The 19,630-nt window shown below is 54.6% G+C and carries 18 protein-coding genes and 2 pseudogenes; 7 read left to right on the top strand and 13 right to left on the bottom strand.

Going from position 1 to position 19,630, the window contains the following annotated elements; genetic code table 11:
• Nucleotides 1-95 precede the first annotated feature (95 nt).
• A complete protein-coding gene (locus tag KORM41_RS04410) occupies nt 96-512 on the top strand; it encodes a MucR family transcriptional regulator (protein ID WP_068145129.1) in 417 nt (138 codons plus the stop codon).
• 49 nt (nt 513-561) lie between these two features.
• On the opposite strand, the gene KORM41_RS04405 is transcribed toward KORM41_RS04410, so the two are convergent.
• The 3 genes from KORM41_RS04405 to KORM41_RS04395 form a co-directional block, all read right to left on the bottom strand.
• Nucleotides 562-780 (bottom strand): DUF6898 family protein, encoded by a 219-nt coding sequence (locus KORM41_RS04405; protein WP_068145127.1) that lies wholly within the window; start codon nt 778-780, stop codon nt 562-564.
• A 13-nt stretch (nt 781-793) separates the two neighbouring features.
• On the bottom strand, nt 794-2,011 hold the full coding sequence (gene hemA, locus KORM41_RS04400; protein WP_068145177.1) for a 5-aminolevulinate synthase: 1,218 nt from the start codon (nt 2,009-2,011) through the stop codon (nt 794-796).
• A gap of 156 nt (nt 2,012-2,167) precedes the next feature.
• On the bottom strand, nt 2,168-2,647 hold the full coding sequence (locus KORM41_RS04395) for a MarR family winged helix-turn-helix transcriptional regulator (RefSeq protein WP_068145123.1): 480 nt from the start codon (nt 2,645-2,647) through the stop codon (nt 2,168-2,170).
• 214 nt (nt 2,648-2,861) lie between these two features.
• Here KORM41_RS04395 and hemB point away from each other — a divergent pair, with 214 nt between their 5' ends.
• Entirely contained in the window at nt 2,862-3,851 is a 990-nt protein-coding gene (gene hemB, locus KORM41_RS04390) for a porphobilinogen synthase (RefSeq protein WP_197420961.1), read from the top strand.
• 6 nt (nt 3,852-3,857) lie between these two features.
• On the opposite strand, the gene KORM41_RS04385 is transcribed toward hemB, so the two are convergent.
• The 5 genes from KORM41_RS04385 to KORM41_RS04365 form a co-directional block, all read right to left on the bottom strand.
• Complete coding sequence (locus KORM41_RS04385; protein ID WP_068145116.1) at nt 3,858-4,439, bottom strand: C-type lectin domain-containing protein; 582 nt, start codon at nt 4,437-4,439, stop codon at nt 3,858-3,860.
• A 78-nt stretch (nt 4,440-4,517) separates the two neighbouring features.
• The gene (locus tag KORM41_RS04380; RefSeq protein WP_068145115.1) at nt 4,518-5,261 is read right to left on the bottom strand and encodes an RNA methyltransferase; all 744 of its coding nucleotides are present in this window, start codon (nt 5,259-5,261) and stop codon (nt 4,518-4,520) included.
• Complete coding sequence (cysS, locus tag KORM41_RS04375; protein ID WP_068145111.1) at nt 5,261-6,592, bottom strand: cysteine--tRNA ligase; 1,332 nt, start codon at nt 6,590-6,592, stop codon at nt 5,261-5,263. The genes KORM41_RS04380 and cysS overlap by 1 nt, the downstream gene beginning before the upstream one ends.
• A gap of 12 nt (nt 6,593-6,604) precedes the next feature.
• The gene (gene gltX / locus KORM41_RS04370) at nt 6,605-7,936 is read right to left on the bottom strand and encodes a glutamate--tRNA ligase (protein WP_068145108.1); all 1,332 of its coding nucleotides are present in this window, start codon (nt 7,934-7,936) and stop codon (nt 6,605-6,607) included.
• Between the two features lie 44 nt (nt 7,937-7,980).
• Nucleotides 7,981-9,654 (bottom strand): NAD+ synthase, encoded by a 1,674-nt coding sequence (locus tag KORM41_RS04365; protein WP_068145106.1) that lies wholly within the window; start codon nt 9,652-9,654, stop codon nt 7,981-7,983.
• A 129-nt stretch (nt 9,655-9,783) separates the two neighbouring features.
• Here KORM41_RS04365 and KORM41_RS22465 point away from each other — a divergent pair.
• Nucleotides 9,784-9,912: pseudogene (locus KORM41_RS22465) on the top strand (LysE family translocator); the annotation flags it as partial.
• 140 nt (nt 9,913-10,052) lie between these two features.
• Here KORM41_RS22465 and KORM41_RS04360 read toward each other — a convergent pair.
• Nucleotides 10,053-11,426 carry a class II 3-deoxy-7-phosphoheptulonate synthase gene (locus KORM41_RS04360; RefSeq protein ID WP_068145103.1) on the bottom strand — a complete coding sequence of 458 codons (1,374 nt, stop codon included), beginning with the start codon at nt 11,424-11,426 and terminating at the stop codon, nt 10,053-10,055.
• Nucleotides 11,427-11,699: 273 nt separating this feature from the next.
• Between KORM41_RS04360 and gph the strand changes: the two genes are divergently transcribed.
• Nucleotides 11,700-12,365 carry a phosphoglycolate phosphatase gene (gene gph, locus KORM41_RS04355; protein WP_068145098.1) on the top strand — a complete coding sequence of 222 codons (666 nt, stop codon included), beginning with the start codon at nt 11,700-11,702 and terminating at the stop codon, nt 12,363-12,365.
• Here the strand turns inward: gph and KORM41_RS04350 are convergent.
• Genes KORM41_RS04350 through KORM41_RS04335 form a run of 4 tightly spaced genes read right to left on the bottom strand, consistent with a single transcriptional unit; the run spans nt 12,352 to nt 15,399 of the window.
• On the bottom strand, nt 12,352-13,359 hold the full coding sequence (locus KORM41_RS04350; protein ID WP_082719746.1) for a nucleotidyltransferase family protein: 1,008 nt from the start codon (nt 13,357-13,359) through the stop codon (nt 12,352-12,354). The two genes, gph and KORM41_RS04350, sit on opposite strands and share 14 nt — an antisense overlap.
• On the bottom strand, nt 13,356-14,285 hold the full coding sequence (locus tag KORM41_RS04345) for an HprK-related kinase A (protein ID WP_068145093.1): 930 nt from the start codon (nt 14,283-14,285) through the stop codon (nt 13,356-13,358). Before KORM41_RS04345 ends, KORM41_RS04350 begins: the two co-directional genes overlap by 4 nt.
• Nucleotides 14,282-14,545 carry an HPr-rel-A system PqqD family peptide chaperone gene (locus tag KORM41_RS21695; RefSeq protein WP_156431892.1) on the bottom strand — a complete coding sequence of 88 codons (264 nt, stop codon included), beginning with the start codon at nt 14,543-14,545 and terminating at the stop codon, nt 14,282-14,284. The genes KORM41_RS04345 and KORM41_RS21695 overlap by 4 nt, the downstream gene beginning before the upstream one ends.
• A gap of 47 nt (nt 14,546-14,592) precedes the next feature.
• Complete coding sequence (locus KORM41_RS04335; RefSeq protein WP_068145086.1) at nt 14,593-15,399, bottom strand: hypothetical protein; 807 nt, start codon at nt 15,397-15,399, stop codon at nt 14,593-14,595.
• Nucleotides 15,400-16,233: 834 nt separating this feature from the next.
• Here KORM41_RS04335 and KORM41_RS22535 point away from each other — a divergent pair.
• From KORM41_RS22535 to pstC, 3 genes and pseudogenes are all read left to right on the top strand, one after another.
• A pseudogene (locus KORM41_RS22535) lies at nt 16,234-16,938 on the top strand (sensor histidine kinase); the annotation flags it as partial.
• A 128-nt stretch (nt 16,939-17,066) separates the two neighbouring features.
• A complete protein-coding gene (locus KORM41_RS04325; protein WP_068145077.1) occupies nt 17,067-18,143 on the top strand; it encodes a substrate-binding domain-containing protein in 1,077 nt (358 codons plus the stop codon).
• Between the two features lie 104 nt (nt 18,144-18,247).
• Entirely contained in the window at nt 18,248-19,627 is a 1,380-nt protein-coding gene (gene pstC, locus KORM41_RS04320; protein ID WP_068145074.1) for a phosphate ABC transporter permease subunit PstC, read from the top strand.
• Nucleotides 19,628-19,630: the final 3 nt, after the last annotated feature.

Genomic DNA, 19,630 nt, shown 5'->3' with positions numbered 1-19,630 from the left:
ATAAATTGTGAAAGAACAACCATTTGATGTTGTAATCACCAACAAAATGCGGCAATAAAAGCTCGAAAAACTTAAGAAATTGGAGCAACGAATTAATGTCGACTTTTGACACTCCAACCGATTCAGGCGAGCTGATGCTGGGTCTTGTGACAGATATTGTCGCAGCCTATGTCAGCAACAATACAGTTGATTCAGGTGATCTGCCCGAAGTTATCAAGACAGTGCATTCCACCCTTACGGGACTTGGTGGACAACCCGGCGCTAATGGCTCTAGCAGCCAGAAGCCGGCCGTACCGGTGAACAAGTCATACACCAATGACCATATTATCTGCCTTGAAGACGGCAAGAAACTTAAGATGCTGAAACGGTACCTGCGTACCCGCTATGGCATGACGCCGGAAGAGTATCGCGCGAAATGGGGCCTGCCAGTAGACTACCCCATGGTGGCACCAAATTACGCCGCCAAACGGTCTGAATTCGCCAAGAAAATCGGCCTTGGGAAGAAGCGTTAAGGGCAAGAAACGCTAGATCTGGCCTAGAAAAAACCAACAAAGGGGCAACCTATATGGTCAGCCCCTTTTTTTGTGCCTCTGCCTTTTTGGCGTCACGTTCCATCACATAGCGCAGCTTTCTGACCGCGATGGCCTCCAGCTCTTTCTGGCTGGCACGCGGATCGCCGACAATCTGCACCTCACGTCCCGTGCGCGTACAAACGGCACTGACGCGTATGGAGTTCCCAACACGGACAAATTCAACGATGACACTATCAGGCGAAGCCATCTGGCCTTCCCCTTCAGCCTACCTCGCGCTTGAGATGCAGGCGCCCCCAAACTTCGCTAAGAGCCGCCACCAGGGCTTCCATAACATTGTCGTCATGAAGCGGGCCTGGCGTAAAACGCAGGCGCTCAGTCCCCCGTGGGACCGTCGGGTAATTGATCGGTTGAACATAAATGCCAAATTCATTCAGCAAAATGTCTGAAACATCCTTGCACAACACCGGATCACCAATGAACACCGGCACGATGTGGCTTTCGCTGTCCATCACCGGCAGGTTGGCGTCTTTCAACAGTGCCTTCAGTTTCGCAGCCCGTTCCTGATGCTGCTCACGCTCTGCATTGCTGGCCTTCAGGTGGCGAATACTCGCCAAGGCGCCAGCCGCCAAAACAGGGCTCAGCGCTGTGGTGAAAATAAAGCCCGAAGCATAGCTACGAACAACATCCACGAGTGCCTTGGAGGCAGTGATATAGCCACCCATCACACCAAACGCCTTGCCAAGCGTGCCTTCGATGATGGTTAGCCGCTCGGCAACACCGTCACGCTCAGACACACCGCCGCCGCGCTTGCCATAAAGGCCCACGGCATGCACTTCGTCCAGATAGGTCATGGCGCCGTATTTGTCCGCCAAGTCGCAGATCCTGCCAATCGGCGCGATGTCACCGTCCATGGAATAGACGGATTCAAAAGCTATCAACTTCGGCGCAGACGGGTCGCTTGCTGCCAGAAGTTCTTCGAGATGCTCAAGGTCATTATGACGGAAGATATGTTTCTTCGCGCCACTGTTCCTGATGCCCTGGATCATGGATGCATGGTTCATCTCGTCAGAATAAACAATGCAGCCCGGCAGCAGCTTGGCTACCGTCGACAGGGTCGCTTCATTGGAAATATAGCCAGAGGTAAAGAGAAGCGCGGCTTCCTTGCCGTGCAAGTCCGCAAGCTCTTCCTCAAGCAGAACATGGTAATGGTTTGTGCCTGCGATGTTGCGTGTGCCGCCTGCACCTGCGCCTGTCTCATCAAGCGCCTTGTGCATGGCGCCGATCACAGTTTCATGCTGCCCCATGCCGAGATAGTCGTTCGAGCACCAAACGGTGATCGCCCGGGCATTATCTCCGGCATCGTGGCGTACCGCCCTTGGGAAATTGCCGCGCTCGCGCGAGATGTCAGCAAAGACGCGGTAGCGTCCTTCCTGGCGTACGGCTTCAATCGCGTCAGCAAAGATCTTTTTATAATCCATCAGGCAGTCCATTCGCTTGCAGCTATCCGAATTGTATCGGCGCGCTCTTCTTAACGCAATGCTGCGCTTAACGTCCAGCGTCGAAAATGTCGCACCTGCATATAAAAATAGACTGGCCCGAATGCAAGGCCAGTCTTTTTTGCCTGGTCCGACGCTCTATAGACCGAAGTGTAGCTTGTCAGACCAGTAGCGTTCAAGGTTGCGCAGGTTTTTCCGCAAATTTTTCAACTCATCATGGTTGATCAGGTCGTCCTGCATCAGCTCGTCAAGGTGCTGCTTGTAGAGATCATCGATCAGTTTCCGGATCTCATACCCTTTATCGGTCAGCGAAATGCGGACCGCGCGACGGTCATAATCCGACCGTTCATGGCGCAGATATCCCATTTCCACCAGCTTTTTAAGGTTATAGGAAACATTGGAACCCTGATAATAACCGCGAGTCTTCAGTTCACCGGCAGTCATTTCATTCTCACCGATATTATGAAGAAGCAAGGCCTGAACAGGGTTCAGGTCGTTGCAGCCGATATGCTCCATATGGTTCTTCAAAACATCAAGAAGTCGCCTGTGAAGACGCTCAACAAGGCTCAGAATGTCGAGAAATAGGAACTTTGGATCGTTAAAATCGTAACCGCTCATTGTATTTGCCTGACTTTTCGAGAAGATTTTTAGTGAATCTTGACTAAAAACAATCTGCTCTACAAGTCCTAACGGATTATTAATGCTAAAATTTGAAGTATTTTAAGGACGAATGGCCACCCCATGCGACAAATTACACCAAATTTACAGCAAGCCGTGACAAACAGAAGTTAGCGTGCCTAAGATGCGCGAAAATTTCAGCAAGGATCGCTTTATGACTGCCCGTTTTCCTTCCACTCGTCTCCGCCGCCCCCGCGCCACAGATTGGTCCCGCCGCATGGTACGGGAGAACCATCTGTCAGTGGACGACCTGATTTGGCCGATATTTATCCGTGAAGGGAAAGACGTGATAGAACCGGTGGCATCCATGCCCGGCGTGAACCGCCTGTCTGTTGATGCGGCAGTGAATGCGGCCAAGGAAGCAGCCAACATGGGCATTCCCTGTATCGCACTGTTCCCGAACACGCCAACGGGCAAGCGCGATGAACGGGGTGACGAAGCCCTCAACCCAGACAATCTGATCAACACGGCTATGCGCGCCATCAAGGACGCCGTGCCGGAAATTGGCCTAATGGCCGATGTGGCGCTAGACCCCTATACCAGCCACGGCCAGGACGGGCTTGTGGAAGACGGCGTTATCCTGAATGACGAAACAGTGGGCATTCTGGTCCAGCAAGCGGTGGTCCAGGCTGAAGCCGGGGCTGACATCATTGCGCCTTCCGACATGATGGATGGCCGTGTCGGTGCAATTCGCGGCGAATTGGACAAAGCTGGTTTCCAGCAAGTGCAGATCATGGCCTACAGCGCCAAATATGCGTCTGCTTTCTATGGGCCGTTCCGAGATGCCGTTGGCAGCAAGGGGGCCCTGAAGGGCGACAAGAAAACCTACCAGATGGACCCAGCCAACCGCGCCGAGGCCCTTCGGGAGGTTGAACAGGATATCCTTGAAGGCGCCGACAGCGTGATGGTCAAACCCGGCATGCCGTACCTTGATATCGTGCGCGATGTGAAAGACATTTTCGGCGTCCCCACATATGCCTATCAAGTATCGGGTGAATACGCGATGCTGATGGCCGCGGCCCAGAATGGTTGGTTGGATCAGGACGCGGTGATGATGGAATCGCTGCTGGCCTTCAAACGCGCAGGCGCCAATGGCATTCTGACCTATTTCGCGCCCATGGCGGCGAAACTATTGCAGGACTAGCGAAGGCTATTCCTGCTCTGCTTCTTCGCTCGCCGCGTCCGCTGGTTTTGGGAATTCGACCATCATATAGGTCAAATTCTGCCTATCCGTGCCCTTTTGCCAGCGTACACCGAAAGCGTCAGGTTCGTAAAATATTGGGATTTCCATACCGCTGTCCTTACGACTGCGACAAGTACGGCTGATATCCCTGAGCGCGCCATCGCCAAACCCCCGGAAAGACTGATCCGCCAGTTTCGCACCATCAACCCAGGCCAGGTCTGCGGTTTCGTTACAGGTCGCACTCAATCCAATCCACATGGCGCTTGTTCGCATCATTGGAAAATTCAGCAACAGGAAATAATGGGTCTCCACATCCTTGATGGTGGCGAGCTGCCCTTCCCTGCCTTCGTAAAGATACCCGCGAACCATGCGCTTTGCATGGCGCCAGGTGTGGGGTGGCTTGCCATAGAATTCGAATACTTGGAAATAGCTGCCTGAGGTTTCGTTCAGGTGAACTTCTCCAATGGGGCGGGCCACAGCCGTGCCTGTATCGTCAATGCCTTGAAAAAGCATCATCATCACAGCAAGTGTTGCACCAATCCCAGACATAGGCCCTCCTTGTTCAAAGACGCACCTTCTGTGCCATACTATTATAGCAAATGAAACGCTGTATGACAGATGAACGACTTAATCGTCGTCCCGAACTGGTCGTGACAGCGACTTGATGATGCCGCGCATGGTATGGACTTCCTGGCGCGAAAACGCAGCATTCTGCACCAGATTGCGAAGCGTACGACGCAAGGGATTCCTGCGGCCTTCGGACCGGAAATAACCCTTTTTCTCAAGCTCTCTTTCCATGTGCTCCATCAGGCCCAACAGTTCATCTTTGTTGGCCAGCGGGTCTTCATGGGCGGATTGATAAGCCGGGGTTTGGTCGGCAAATGTATGGAACTCATAGGCTGCCAGTATCACGGCCTGCGCCAGGTTGAGACTGCCGAATTCCGGGTTGACCGGCACAGTCAGTACCGTATCTGCCAACACAACGTCATCATTGGTGAGGCCTGAGCGCTCTGGCCCGAATAGAATTGCGGATTTGGCGCCTTCCTTGATCTGGCTGTGCATCTGGGCCGCCATCTCACGCGGAGTAACCACCGGCTTCGGCATATCGCGGTCACGCACTGTTGCTGCATACACATGATTGCAGTCAGAAACAGCGTCTTCGACCGTGTCATAGACCTTCGCCTGATCCAGAATGATATCCGCACCGGCGGCGGCAGGGCCTGCAGCTGGGTTGGGCCACCCGTCACGCGGAGCCACCAGGCGCATTTCCGTCAGGCCGAAATTGAGCATCGCACGCGCTGCCTTGCCGATATTCTCACCAAGCTGTGGCCGTACCAGAATGATGGCAGGTTGTTGTGTCACCTCAGGCATCAGTCAGCCTTGCGCCATTTCACGCCGTCCGGGCCCACTTCGATCACCAGGCCCAGGGCCGCGGCTTCATCACGAAGGGCATCCGCAGTCGCGAAATCCTTGGCTGCACGGGCTTCGTTATATTTGGCGGTATTCGCCTCGATCCATGCAGTTTGCTCATCAGAGAAGCTCTGGAACCAGTCGCTCGGCTCCTGCATCAGAAGGCCCATGAACTGGGCGCCCGCCTTCAGCTCGGCTGCGGTCTCAGGTGCGGCAAGTGCATCAAGGGCCGCGATCGCCTTCGGCGTATTCAGATCATCCGCGAGCGCATCGATCACGCTTGAAGGCACATCAGAGGCAGCCTCAACACCGTCTGTCAGGCGGTACCAACGGTCCAGGCGGCGCTTTTGCTCGCGCGTGCTATCGAGCGAGAAATCAACCGGCTGGCGGTAATGGGCCGTCAACAGGCTAAGGCGCAATGCCTCGCCCGGAAACTCTGCCACAAGGTCATGCACCGTATGGAAGTTACCCAAAGACTTGGACATCTTCTCACCGTCCACCGTGAGGTAGCCGTTATGCATCCAATAGTTCACGAACTGTTTGCCGTGCGAGCATTCGCTTTGCGCAATCTCATTTTCATGGTGCGGGAAAATCAGGTCCTGCCCGCCGCCATGGATATCTATCGTTTCACCCAGATGCTTTTCGATCATGCAGGAGCACTCAAGGTGCCAGCCCGGACGACCGCGCCCCCATGGGCTGCCCCAACCGGGTTGATCTTCCGAGGACGGCTTCCACATCACGAAATCTGCTGGATCGCGCTTGTAGGGCGCTACTTCCACACGGGCGCCGGCCACCAGTTCGTCCCGGCTATGGCGCGAAAGACGGCCATAATTTTCCATGGACGGCACGTTGAACATCACGTGGCCTTCCGCCTCATAGGCGTGACCGTCCTCGATCAGCTTACGCATCATCTTGATCATTTCAGGAAGGTGCTCGGTCGCCTTTGGCTGGATCGTAGGGTCCAGCGCGCCCATCATGCGCATGTCTTCCTGATATATTTTGGCGTATTTGGCTGACACGGCCTTGATCGACGTACCGTCCTTGACCGCCCGCTCCATGATCTTGTCGTCAATATCGGTGATATTACGGGCATAGGTCACATGGTCATCGCCATAAACGTGCCGAAGCAGGCGGAACAGCATGTCGAACACCACCACAGGGCGGGCGTTGCCGATGTGGGCATAGTCATAGACCGTGGGCCCACACACATACATGCGGACGTTTTGCGGATCAATGGGCCTAAAAACCTGTTTCTCGCGCGCCAGCGTGTTGTAGACCCGTATCTCGGTCACAGCAGCCCCCTTTTATGCGGTTTGGCCAGAAAGCCGCGCGACAACCTTGTCGCGGCCGATCAGCGGCAGCAGCATTCCCATGTCAGGGCCATGGTCCTGGCCCGTAAGTGCCTGGCGAAGCGGCATGAATAGGCCACGACCTTTAACGCCAGTCGCTTCCTTGATCGTACCCGTCCAGGCCTGCCAGCTATCTGCCGTCAGCTCGCCCTCAGGCAGCAATTCCAGCGTTTTGGCGATATGGTCGGCGTCTTCGATTTTTGGTTCAACCGGGCCATCAATGATCTTCTTCAGCTCGGCAACGTCCGCAAGCTTGTTGATGTTCGGCTGCAGCGCAAGCCACATGTCTTCCGATACACCGTCAAGGCGGTCAGCCACCGCAGTATAAGGCATCATATGCAGGATTTTCGCGTTCAGGATATCCAGGTCAGCGGGGTCCAGCTTGGCGGTCGCGCGGCCAAACTTGCCAAAATCGAAACCCTCGATCAGCGGCTGTGGGTCAACGAATGGTTCAATGGGTTCAGATGTACCCACACGCGCCAGCAGGCTCACGATCGCCATTGGCTCGATACCTGCCTCATCGCGGTATTCTTCAATCGACATGGCACCGTGGCGCTTGGAAAGGCCTTCGCCGCCCTTGCCTGTCAGCAATGCAAAGTGCGCCATCTGTGGCGCCTTGCCGCCTACAGCTTCAAAAATCTGCACCTGAACGGCAGAGTTGGTGGTGTGGTCTTCGCCGCGCACAATGTGCGTGATGCCGTAATCAACATCATCCACCACGCTTGGCAGCGTATAAAGGAAGGAGCCGTCCTCGCGGATCAGGATTGGGTCCGAAAGCGCTTCAAGGTCAATCGACACATCACCACGGATCATGTCCGTCCAGTCCACGCGTGCCGGCGTGATCAGCTTGAAGCGCCAGTGTGGCTTGCGGCCTTCGGCTTCCAGCTTCGCTTGTTCCTCATCCGTCAGGTTCAGCGCCGCCCGGTCATACACCGGTGGCTTGCCGCGCCCCATCTGGATTTTGCGCTTCATGTCCAGCTCTTCGGCTGTCTCGTAGCATGGGTAAAGACGGCCTTCGGCTTTCAGCTTCTCAACCACTTCGTTATAGCGGTCGAAACGGTCGCTCTGTTTGAAGGTTTCATCCCACTTCAGGCCCAACCACGTCAGGTCGGCCTTGATGGCTTCTTCGTTTTCCTTTGTTGACCGCTCGCGGTCCGTATCGTCGATGCGCAGCACGAAGGTGCCACCCTGCTGGCGCGCGAACAACCAGTTCACGAGTGCAGCACGGATATTCCCCACATGAAGCTTGCCCGTGGGTGACGGGGCAAAACGAACCTTAACAGTCATTGTCTTTATCCAATTGTCTGGGCCTGATGGCCGATATGTATAACTTATTTAGTTCTGCGGGCGCTTCTGAACCCATTGGTGATGGGGTAGCGGCGATCCCGGCCAAAATTCTTACGCGTGATTTTCACGCCCGGCGGCGACTGACGCCTTTTGTATTCGGCGATGTACAGCAGGTGCTCAATTCGTGCAACCTCTGATGCGCTGTGGCCGCGTTCAATAATCTCGTCAACCGACATTTCCTCGTCCACCAGGCAGCGAAGCATGTCATCAAGCGCCTCGTAAGATGGCAGGCTGTCTTCGTCCTTCTGGTCTTCCCGAAGCTCGGCGGTTGGCGGCTTGGTGATGATATTTTCCGGGATCACTTCGCCCGATGGCCCAAGCGCCCCCACAGGCACATTCTCGTTCCGCCAACGCGACAGAGCAAACACATCCAGCTTGTAGACATCCTTCAGAACGCTGTAGCCACCGCACATGTCGCCGTAAAGTGTGGCGTATCCAACGCTCATCTCACTCTTGTTGCCCGTTGTCAGCACCATCTTGCCGAACTTATTGGACAGCGACATCAACACAAGCCCGCGAAGGCGCGACTGGATATTCTCTTCCGTCGTATCGGGCTGGGTGTCCTTAAAGACATCAGAGAGCATCTCGTCAAACGCCTCCACACCCGGCTTGATCGCGATCACATCGTACTGAACACCCAGTGCCTTTGCGCAGTCTTCCGCGTCCCCCAGGCTTTCGCCGGACGTATACTTTGACGGCATCATCACACAGTGAACCTTGTCCGCCCCCAGCGCGTCCACCGCCACAGCCGCAGACAGCGCACTGTCGATCCCGCCAGACAGGCCCAAGATAACGCCGGGGAAGCGGTTCTTGTGAACATAGTCCTTCAAACCCAGCACCATCGCCTGATACATGCTGGTGTAATGATCCGGCATCGGAACCTGATATTTTGTTGTGCACTTCAGGCCGCTGTCGGCACGGGTCCATTCGGTCCGCAGTTCAGCCTCCGCCCAGAATTCCATCTGCACAGGGACATTGCCGTCAGCATTCATCACGAAACTGCCGCCTTCGAACACCAATTCGTCCTGACCGCACATTTCATTGCAGAACACCAGCGGCAATCCGGTTTCATCCACCCGGTTGCGGGCGTGAACAATCCGCTCGGGGTGCTTGTCCAGCTCAAACGGGCTGCACGTCGGCACCAACAGGATTTCAGCGCCGTGATCCTTCAGGTTATTTGCAATGGTCGGGAACCACATATCTTCGCAGATCATGACGCCAAGGCGGAAGCCGCGAAAGTCCACGGGAACCGTTGGCGCGCCGGGCTTAAACACCCGCTTTTCGTCAAACACACCGTAGTTAGGCAGGTCATGCTTGTAGCGGATGGCCGAAATCTCGCCGCCTTCCAACAAAAGGACTGCGTTATGGAGCACTTCGCCGTCAAACCAGGGACTGCCGATAATCAGCCCCGGCTTGCCGTCTCCTGCTGTCATCTCTGCCAGTTCGTCTACCGCGCGCATGGATGACCGCACGAAGAAAGGTTTCAGCACCAGATCTTCAAGGGGATAGCCCACAACGGATAGCTCAGGCGTCAGCACCAGATCAGCGCCAGCCTTATGAGCGCGCTCGTATGCAGCCCTAATCAGATCGACGTTGGCAGCAATCGCGCCCACCGTCGGGTTCATCTGCACCAGATATATGGATAAAGCATCAGTCATGACGCGCTTTTACCCTTCTTGGCGTGTGGGGACAAGACAAAGAAAATCATGCGTGGGTTAAGGCCCAGCTTGTCGCATTTTCATTATCTGTCATGGTGCGGATCCGGCTTGATATTAAAGGAATTATTTATGCCGGACCTTTCCACACTTTTTCTGTTTTCCGCCGCCAGCCTCGCGCTTACCATAACACCTGGCCCAGACATGCTGCTGATCGCCTCTCGAAGCGTCAGCCAGGGCAAATCCGCAGGCTTGCTGTCCGCCTGGCTTTTGCCAGCCGCACCTGAAACTCAAACAAAGACGGCGCCGCAAGCCTGCGACGCCGTCATCCGGAAAATTCACATTTTGGGCCCTATGGGTGTGCCCTTTTGTGCCATACGGCCCCTACCGGTGTGCCCTTTTTACGCAGCCGCCGTTTTGGCCAATGCTTCCCGCTCTTCCTTCAGGGCCTCGGCCAGAAGGAAGGCCATCTCAATCGACTGGCTGGCGTTCAGACGCGGGTCACAGTGCGTGTTATAGCGCGAAGACAGGCTGTCTTCCGTGATCGCCACGGCGCCACCGATACATTCCGTCACATTCTGGCCCGTCAGCTCAAGGTGAATACCGCCCGCGTAGGTGCCTTCGGCGCGGTGGCAGGCAAATACCTGGCGGACTTCCTTGAGTACGCGGTCAAATGGGCGTGTCTTGAGACCACCATTGGACGTTTTCGTATTGCCGTGCATCGGATCACAGGACCAAACAACCTTCTTGCCTTCGGCCTGAACGGCCCGCAGTAACTTCGGCAGGTGTTCCTCAACCTTGTCAGCGCCAAAACGGGTGATCAGCGTCAGGCGACCGGCTTCGTTTTTCGGGTTCAGAGTATCAATAAGCTTCAGCAGGCCATCCACTTCCGTCGTCGGTCCAACCTTGGCCGCGATCGGGTTACCGATGCCGCTTAAGAACTCAAGATGCGCGCCGTCAAGCTGGCGCGTGCGGTCCCCCACCCAAAGCATATGGGCAGACGTATCGTACCAATCGCCTGTCGTGCTGTCCACGCGGGTCAAGGCCTGCTCATACCCCAAAAGGAGCGCTTCATGGCTGGTGTAAAAATCTGTACCCTGGAGCTGGCGCACATCGTTCGGGTTGATGCCGCACGCTTCCATAAAGTTGAGCGCTTCGCCGATGCGGTCTGCCAGTTCCTTATATTTGTCGCCCGCCGCAGATTGGGACACAAAATCCAAATTCCAGCGGTGTACTGACATCAGGTTGGCATAGCCGCCCTGCGCAAAAGCGCGCAACAGATTGAGCGTGGCGGCAGATTGGCTGTAAGCCCGCAGCATACGGTTCGGGTCAGGAATGCGGGATTCCGCATCAAACGCTGGGCCGTTAATAATGTCGCCGCGGTAGCTTGGCAGTTCAACACCATCCTTGGCTTCTATGTTGCTGGAGCGAGGCTTGGCGAACTGGCCCGCGAGGCGGCCCACTTTGACCACCGGGCAGCTCGCCGCAAAGGTCAACACCACCGCCATTTGCAGCAGCACACGGAAGGTATCGCGAATATTGTTCGGGTGAAACTCAGCAAAGCTTTCCGCACAGTCACCGCCCTGCAGCAAAAAGGCCTTGCCTTCAGCCACATCGGCAAGCTGGGACTTAAGATGGCGCGCCTCGCCTGCAAAGACGAGCGGTGGATAGGAGGAAAGTTCCTCTTCAACCTTTTTCAGCACATCTCCGTCAGGATAGTCCGGGACCTGTACAATCGGCCGGGTTCTCCAGCTGTCTGGACGCCACTCACTCATCACTTTACCTCAACTTCACAGCACAAACTTGTGCAGGATTATTTCAATATCATGCCGTTTTCGGCAATTTCATAAGCCTCACATATAATAGGGCTCATCCTTGGAAAGCAAGCCTTAACGGCCTTTTTCAGCCATTTCCACAGTTTCTTATGTAACAGTATTCGCGGATATTTACTGCAGACGAATTCTTGCCTTTCACAACAGGCTGTCTTTCTTTACACACTGTAACGGCCTTTCAAGACCAGTGCGTGAAACTTTTGAGAAAGCTGATCAATGTCCCTGTTTCCTGCCCGGAAGATTATTTTCGACCTCGACGGTACCCTGATTGATAGCGCCCCAGACCTGCACGCTGCCACCAACCATACGCTGCGGCATATTGGGCGGGACACGGTAACGCTTGATCAGGTCAGGCACATGGTAGGCTATGGAGCGCTTCGCCTGATTCAGCTGGGGCTTGAAGCCACGGGCGACGGCAACGAATATACCCCAGAAGAGTTACGGCCGGTCTTCCTGGACTATTACAGCAACAACATCACTGCCCATACCCGCCTTTTTGACGGTGCGCTGGACATGCTTCAGCATTTTCGCGACACCGGCATTGACCTGGGCATATGCACGAACAAGCCGATACTATTGACCGAACCAATTCTGGAAAACCTTGGGATAATTGACCTATTCGGCGCCGTTAGCGGCGGCGACAGCTTTGATTTCAAAAAGCCGGACCCACGGCATATATTGGAGACGGCCAGCAAGATGCCTGGAGAAGGCCCGATAGTAATGGTCGGTGACAGCCGCCCGGATATCGAGGCCGCAAAAGCCGCTGGCGTACCTGCCATTGCCGTCAGCTTCGGTTATTCTCAAACACCGGTGAAAGACCTGCAGCCCGACCGAATTATCGACAGCCTGACAGAGCTCCCAGGCCTCATCAAACGCGCCTGAGAACCTTTTTCCACAAGTGTCCCGCAAGGAGCGGCAGCGGCATTCGCATATAGTGGCTTCTCACATACAGCAGCGCGTTCGCCAGATAAACCAGGCCCCCTTGGCCATCTGTAACTGTCCGAATGCACCATTTCAGTAGCCAGGGTGCCTTTCCCCCTTCGGCCTGAACGTCAAAATACTCGCCAAGCATCCAAAGGGCTTCCCGGACAGGAGTTTCGGCCCCGACATCCTTTGCCCGCGGCATAAGGCTTCGTTTCTCAGCGCCCGTCAAATCGCTGTAGAGATAAAACAGTTCGATAAAGCTTCGCGCAGGCGTCTCGAAGGCACCATCACCAAAAATATGAATCGCGGAATGAATGAAGCGGTCGGTTGGCGAAAAGACCATCAGATCGCTGCTTTCAACCAACCGTGCATCCGCCATCAGTTTGAGATGATCAGGACGGATGCGGGATGTCCGCGGCAACAGCCTGTGGTGCACATCGATCAGCGTCCGCCTGGTTTCGTGCCTTAGCGGCGGCAGTTCATGCATCCAGCGACGATAATATTGCTGATCATACGCCCCAGCGGTGCTTTCCTCAGCGCGCCAGCCCGCCTGCCCCAGCAGCTTTTCCGTCTCCTTAAGGTGCTCTTCCGGCACAAGGATATCAATATCGCTGACCCGCCGCCCAATCCCGGCCAACAAATGTTCCGCAACATAAGCGCTTCCCTTGAGAAGAATGGGCTGTATGTCCGCGCCCATCAGGGCACGCCTGACACGATTGGTTTCAAAGGTTAGCATTCGCCTGTCATAACTGCTTCTCAACCGCGCGTTTTCCAGTATGTCATTCAGCTTTGAGCCCACTTCCGCAGTCACTACTGCGGCCACCTGCCCCAGAATATGACTTTCCTGAGCCCAAGCCACAAAACCGGCCAAATCGCTTGGCGTGTCGGGCAGCACCGCCCTTCCGGTAGCAATACAGAAGAAGGATTTTATGTCACCACGACGCCTAGTCATGAAACATGCCTCCGCCACAGGTCACTCACCAGTGCGAGGCTGTCTTCCGTTGAGCCATACTCGATCTCATAGGCTTTCATGCCGTCCAGCATGGTCATGAGCCCGGTGAATGCACGCTCGCCAATCACCTGATAGTTCGGGGAGCTCGCGATCAACTGCATAGCGGTATCTGCCAGGTCAATTTCCTGGCACCTTGGTGCCGCCCCTTCCGTAAAGGCTGGAAACACAATCACCCTTGGTCGAGCGGGCAAGGCCATTCTCTCAAGATCGCCGCGGCGAGGACGCCTATAGGCAATCGATCCCTTTGGTGTGCCATACAGTGTATCGCTGACCTGGTTTTCACCAGCAAAGCCGCGAACCACATCAATGGAGGCATTCTTGAGCGATACAGGCCTTGGATAACCTCGCAATGATGCTTCCTCCAGATCGAGAATCGCAAACTCGTCTGAAAGCAGACGCCACCCTTCTTCCATAAGGGCTGCGGTTAGCGTGCTTTTTCCGCCACCTGATTTGGCGGCAATGATCAGTGCCTGGTCACCGTCTGCAACAACGCCCGCGTGAAATATAGCATACCGGAAGCATTGCAGAGCCACGCTCAGGTTCAGTCCCATCTCAAGCGCCAGGGGTGACATGCTTACAGGCAAGGGAGCCGCAGGGAAACCGAAGCCGGGATCGGGTACAATCTGGCGCCGGAAATACTTCCTGAACTGGTTGGGTGGCCGAATTGTCAGTGAAAAATCACTCAGAGCGCCGTCTTCCAATGTGACCAGACAATCCGCATACATATCCAGAAAGAAGGCGACAGAACGGCGGTCGGAAAGTTTAACACGTGTGGAGAAAGGCCCCAATTCAAGCACCAACGCGCCTGACTTCAGTGCCCGTATCGCATCGGCCTTCACATATGTTTCTAAAGGGCGTGCTGTCATGGTGATACCCGCTCGACCAGACCTACATCGTCCAGTTCGTCGAACAATCGCCGCACGACGCCGGATGGGCATTCTTCTTTCGGCACCTGAAGATAATCGGCAAACCCCGCGACGACCTCGCCCAGCGGTTTGGGCCTGTCAGTGAGAAAATCGAGCATCGCGCGAGAGACAAGATTCAGCATATGCGTCGTGCCAGACAGCCGACTAAAAACAAAAGTCGTATCGCCTATCTCGTGAATAATGAAATGGTCCGGGTTCACGACCCAAACCCAATCGTCGCTGTTGGGGCCCGCCGACACTGTGCCGTCTACTGCATTTCCAGATAGTTGAGGATGGATAACAAACAGGAAATGCCAGGGAAGCCACCGTCATTGCCGTAAGTGTCCAGATATTTACCGGCGAGCAACAGATAAAGCCCGGTAGGTCCGTTCAAACTCCAGTTACCGTTGCCGTTCAGATAATCTGATGGCGTAATCGTTGTATTTCGGTCGATTTCATAGACCTTGTAACAGTCTGTCCAGCCACCATTGCCCCCGCCGTCATCATCGTCATCACCGCTGCCACCGCCATGGCCGCCGCCATGACGCCAATCATTCCCATTACCGCTGTATCCATTCGGTCGATTACCGGGCTCGCCGTCCTCGCCCTCTTCTTCAAACCAAGGAGTTTCGCGCGGTGGATCAGCATTGCAACTGTCTTGGTCGTCATTGTCGCCCACTGGGTCGTCTATATCGTTGCCCCAGCCGCAATCATTCCCACGACCGCCGTCATCATCCCCACCACCTGTTTCACATTCATCCGGGCGAAAGCGTTCCGGCACCGTATATTCGGGGAAAACATAATCAGCGTTGTTTTTGAACTGCTCAATGTCCTGGGACTTATATTTCCCGTTCTTTTCCCGGATGTTACCGTCACCCATCCATGCCTTGCCGTCAGCATCGACAAGGATCTTAACCGTGTCATGAATGACGAAGGCGCAGTCCAGCGCCGAATGGATCGGCTGTGTCGCGGAAGCTTTCAGCGTCAAAACCATGGGTACACCAGCCGCGCCCAGCTTAAGCAACTGTCGGCGCCGCGCGAGGAAATCGCCGTCCTTGTTCTGATTATTTGACACTCTGACTACTTCTCCAAACTTACAGGCATGGAAAATTATGCAAAAATTTAATTAATTCGAGTTTAACAGCGTTTTCTTACGCCGGTCTAGGCGAAAAATACTGAATATCAACAGATTCGCTATTTCTGGATAATAAATAAATCGAGTAACAAAACCTTCACAAAAGTGCAAACTATGTAAATTAAGGGAAAGCTGACTTTTCTGTTTGTGCACCAGATGGTGGGACGCACGGATACATTCCAGGACGCTGACATAATGGCCCCTCAATCGAAAACATATATGGCGCTGCTTAACGAGCGCACAATCATTGTTGCTATTGTATTTACTCTGGCACTGATGTGGTCATTCGGCCAATTGTCATTCCTTGGTGCGGTTATCGTCGCCGGTGTGACGACTGCCTGTCTTGTTCAGCTATCGGTCCGACGCAGGTTTGAAGAACTGGAAGCCAGGAGAGCAGCAATACAAAAACGGAAACGGGCAAAAAGACCAACGTCCGTCTCCATTCGCGCTAAGGCTCTGGACCAACTCCCCTCCCCCTTCATGCTGATTGATGCCGATCACCGCATCCTTGTCGCCAACCTCGCCTCAAAGGAGCTACTGGGCGAAGATATTGTTGGGAATGACGCGACATTTTACCTGCGGCAGGTGGAGTTCATAACCGCTCTTGAGAAGGTTTTGTCCAGCCCAGGCAACGATTTTCAGGTAGTGCGCTATACGAACAGCAAGGACCGGATTTTCGATGTAACGGTCGCCTCCATCCCCCACCAGAAACAGGAAGAACGGCAGCCCGAAGCCGTGCTGTTTTTCTATGAGGTGACAAGCCTGATCAGGGCGGAACAGATGCGCGCCGACTTCGTCGCGAACGCAAGCCATGAACTGAGAACGCCACTGACATCCATCCTCGGTTTCATTGAGACACTGATTGGACCCGCTGCGGATGATAAAGATGCCCATGGTCGCTTCCTGGGCATCATGCAAACGGAAGCGGAGCGTATGGTCCGATTGATCGATGACCTTCTATCGCTTTCCCGAATCGAGATGACGCGCTATGTCGCGCCGGAGATGGAAGTTGATATCAAGAAGCTGATCGTGAATACCGTTGGCGCCATTCAGCCTGGTGCTGCAGCCCGCAACATCACCATGGACTGTAACATTTCTGAAAACATGCCGCAGATTCGCGGTGATGGAGATCAGCTCACTCAGGTTTTCATCAACCTGCTTTCTAACGCGTCGAAATATTGCGATCCCGATAGCACCGTCCATATCAGCGCCACGCCGACTTTGGACAATAAGCGCATTCAGATCAGGATTCGCGATGAAGGCCCTGGAATATCACAGGAGCATCTAGCAAGGCTTACCGAGCGATTTTACCGCGTTGACACCGCGCGCTCCCGTAAAATGGGCGGCACAGGCCTTGGGCTTGCAATTGTAAAACATATTCTCTTGCGGCATGATACAAACCTCGACATCAAGAGTGAAGTTGGCAAGGGAACTGAGTTTTCCTTCAAGCTCCCGGTTGCTCAAAAGCAGCCTGAGTAGGACCGTCACGCAATTGTAACATTTAGGCTGTAACTGTCGCGGAGCCAGGGGAAACCATATATAAAGTAACAATAATCCCTTGCTTGATAGAAATTTCGCCACCTGTTTTTGTGGCATGGAGAGCTACCATGAAAAAATTCGCTGTTGCAGCCGCTTTGATTACCGCTGCCACTTTCAGCACCACAAGCGCGGAAGCACAGTCCCGGGATCAAATCCGGATTGTCGGTTCCTCGACCGTCTTCCCATTCGCGACTGCTGTCGCTGAAGAGTTCGGTCGTTCCACAAACTTCAAGACACCAATCGTCGAATCAACCGGTTCCGGTGGTGGTCTTAAACTGTTCTGCTCTGGTGTTGGTACCAACCACCCTGACATCACCAACGCATCGCGCCGGATCAAGGCAAGCGAAGTTGAGCTTTGCGCAAAAAACGGCGTGACCGACATCGTCGAAGTTAAGATCGGTTTTGACGGCATCGTGCTTGCTGCCTCCAAAGAGGCGGCTCCGATGGAACTCAGCCTGCGCGACCTTTATCTTGCTCTTGCAGCCCAAGTCCCTGCAGAAGGCACTGAAGGCGGCGCAGGTAACATGGTTGCGAACCCATACAAGAATTGGCACGAAGTGAACCCAGACCTGCCGAACAAACCGATTGTGGTTCTGGGCCCTCCTCCAACCTCTGGTACGCGCGACGCCTTCAACGAACTGGCGATCGAGGGTGGTTGCAAGACCTTCCCGGCCATGAAAGCCCTGAAAAAAGAGGACAAGAACCTCTATAAGGCGCTTTGCCGTGGTGTTCGTGAGGACGGCGCTTACATCGAAGCTGGCGAGAATGACAACCTGATCGTTCAGAAACTGCAAACCAACAACGATGCTGTTGGTATCTTCGGCTTCAGCTTCCTTGACCAGAACGGCGACGTAATCCAGGCCTTCCCTGTAGCCACGAAAGCTGACGCTCCTTACCAGGAGCCAACATTTGAGGCAATTGCAGATGGCGCTTACCCGATCTCCCGTTCGCTCTATTTCTATGTTAAGAAAGCACATGTGGACGTTGTTCCAGGCATCCGTGAGTATCTGGCGGAATTCACCAGTGACAAAGCCGCAGGCGACTTCGGCTATCTGGCAGATCGGGGACTGATCCCACTGCCTGAAGAAGACCGCGCGAAATATGAACAAGCCGCAAGTGCCCTGACCAATCTTGTGCTTGACTAACTAGTGCAAAATACTGTGTAGAAGGGGCAACAAGCGACACTTAGCTGTTGCCCCTTTTTTTAAATCTCGACACGTTCGACAAACCTGCGTAAGGCCGCCCTAAAATGACGAGCTCCGCAATCTTTCTTTTCCTGGTTATGCTGGCCCTGGTTTCATTTGCCATGGTGCGCCAGAAGGCCCTTGCCGGCGCTGGCGGCGACCCCGCCAAGCTTCACTCCCTGCCACGGCATTATGGTTATTTCGCTGCAATCTGTGTTTTGCTGCCTGGCCTCTTTGCCTTTGGCATGTGGGTTGTTTTCGGAAACAGCATCATTGAGGGGCTGATTCTCTCTGGTCTGCCTGACCGCGTCTTCGAACAGAATGGCGATCAGGCAACGCTGGTGCTCAACCGCATTCGGTTGGCAGTTGAAAACCCAAATTCCCCGGAAACAGACCCTGATATTCTGGCAGCGGCCGCGAAATTCCAGGCCATCTATGTCAAGGGCATTTGGGCAGCTTTCGTCCTGTCGATCGCAATGGGCCTTGTGGGCTTGTATATGGCAAGCAATCGGACCCAACCGGATTTCCGGGCCAGGAACAAGTTTGAACGTGTCATGTTGATTACGCTGGCTCTGAGTTCCGTCATCGCCATTGTCACAACGCTCGGCATTGTCGCGTCTCTTTTGTTTGAAAGCCTGCGCTTCTTCCGGGAAGTGCCGGTCACCGAGTTTGTCTTCGGCCTGCACTGGAGCCCACAGACAGCGCTTCGGGCAGACCAAGTGGCATCCGCTGGAGCATTTGGAGCGGTACCGCTTTTTGCCGGCACCATGCTGATCAGCTTTATTGCCATGCTGGTTGCCGGGCCGATTGGCCTTCTGGCTGCCATTTACCTGACACAATATGCCAGCACGCGCATGCGCAAGGTTGCCAAACCCGTGCTTGAAGTCCTGGCAGGGGTTCCCACCGTCGTGTACGGCTTTTTCGCTGCCCTGACAGTTGCCCCACTGTTTCGAGATGTCGGCATAACGCTTGGGCTGGACATTGCAAGCGAAAGCGCACTGGCGGCCGGTATTGTCATGGGTATCATGATCATTCCGTTTGTCTCCTCCCTTTCTGATGACGCCATCACAGCTGTGCCCAAATCTCTAAAAGACGGATCCTTGGCACTTGGCGCGACGCCATCTGAGACCATCAAGCTGGTGGTGTTGCCTGCAGCCCTGCCCGGTATTGTTGGCGCCTTCCTTCTTGCGGTCAGCCGCGCGGTTGGTGAAACCATGATTGTGGTTATGGCCGCCGGTATGCAACCGAACCTGACAGCCAACCCGTTCGAAGCGGTAACCACGGTAACAGTGCAGATCGTGGCCCTCCTGACAGGCGACCAGGAATTTGACAGTGCCAAGACCCTGTCAGCCTTTGCTCTTGGCCTGGCCCTGTTTGCTTCGACCATGGTTCTGAACGTCATCGCGCTGAAAATTGTCAGAAAATATCGCGAAGTTTACGATTAAGGA

Source organism: Kordiimonas lipolytica, from assembly GCF_001550065.1.
The sequence above is the reverse complement of the archived record's forward strand: the minus strand, read 5'-3'. Positions and strand labels throughout refer to the sequence as shown.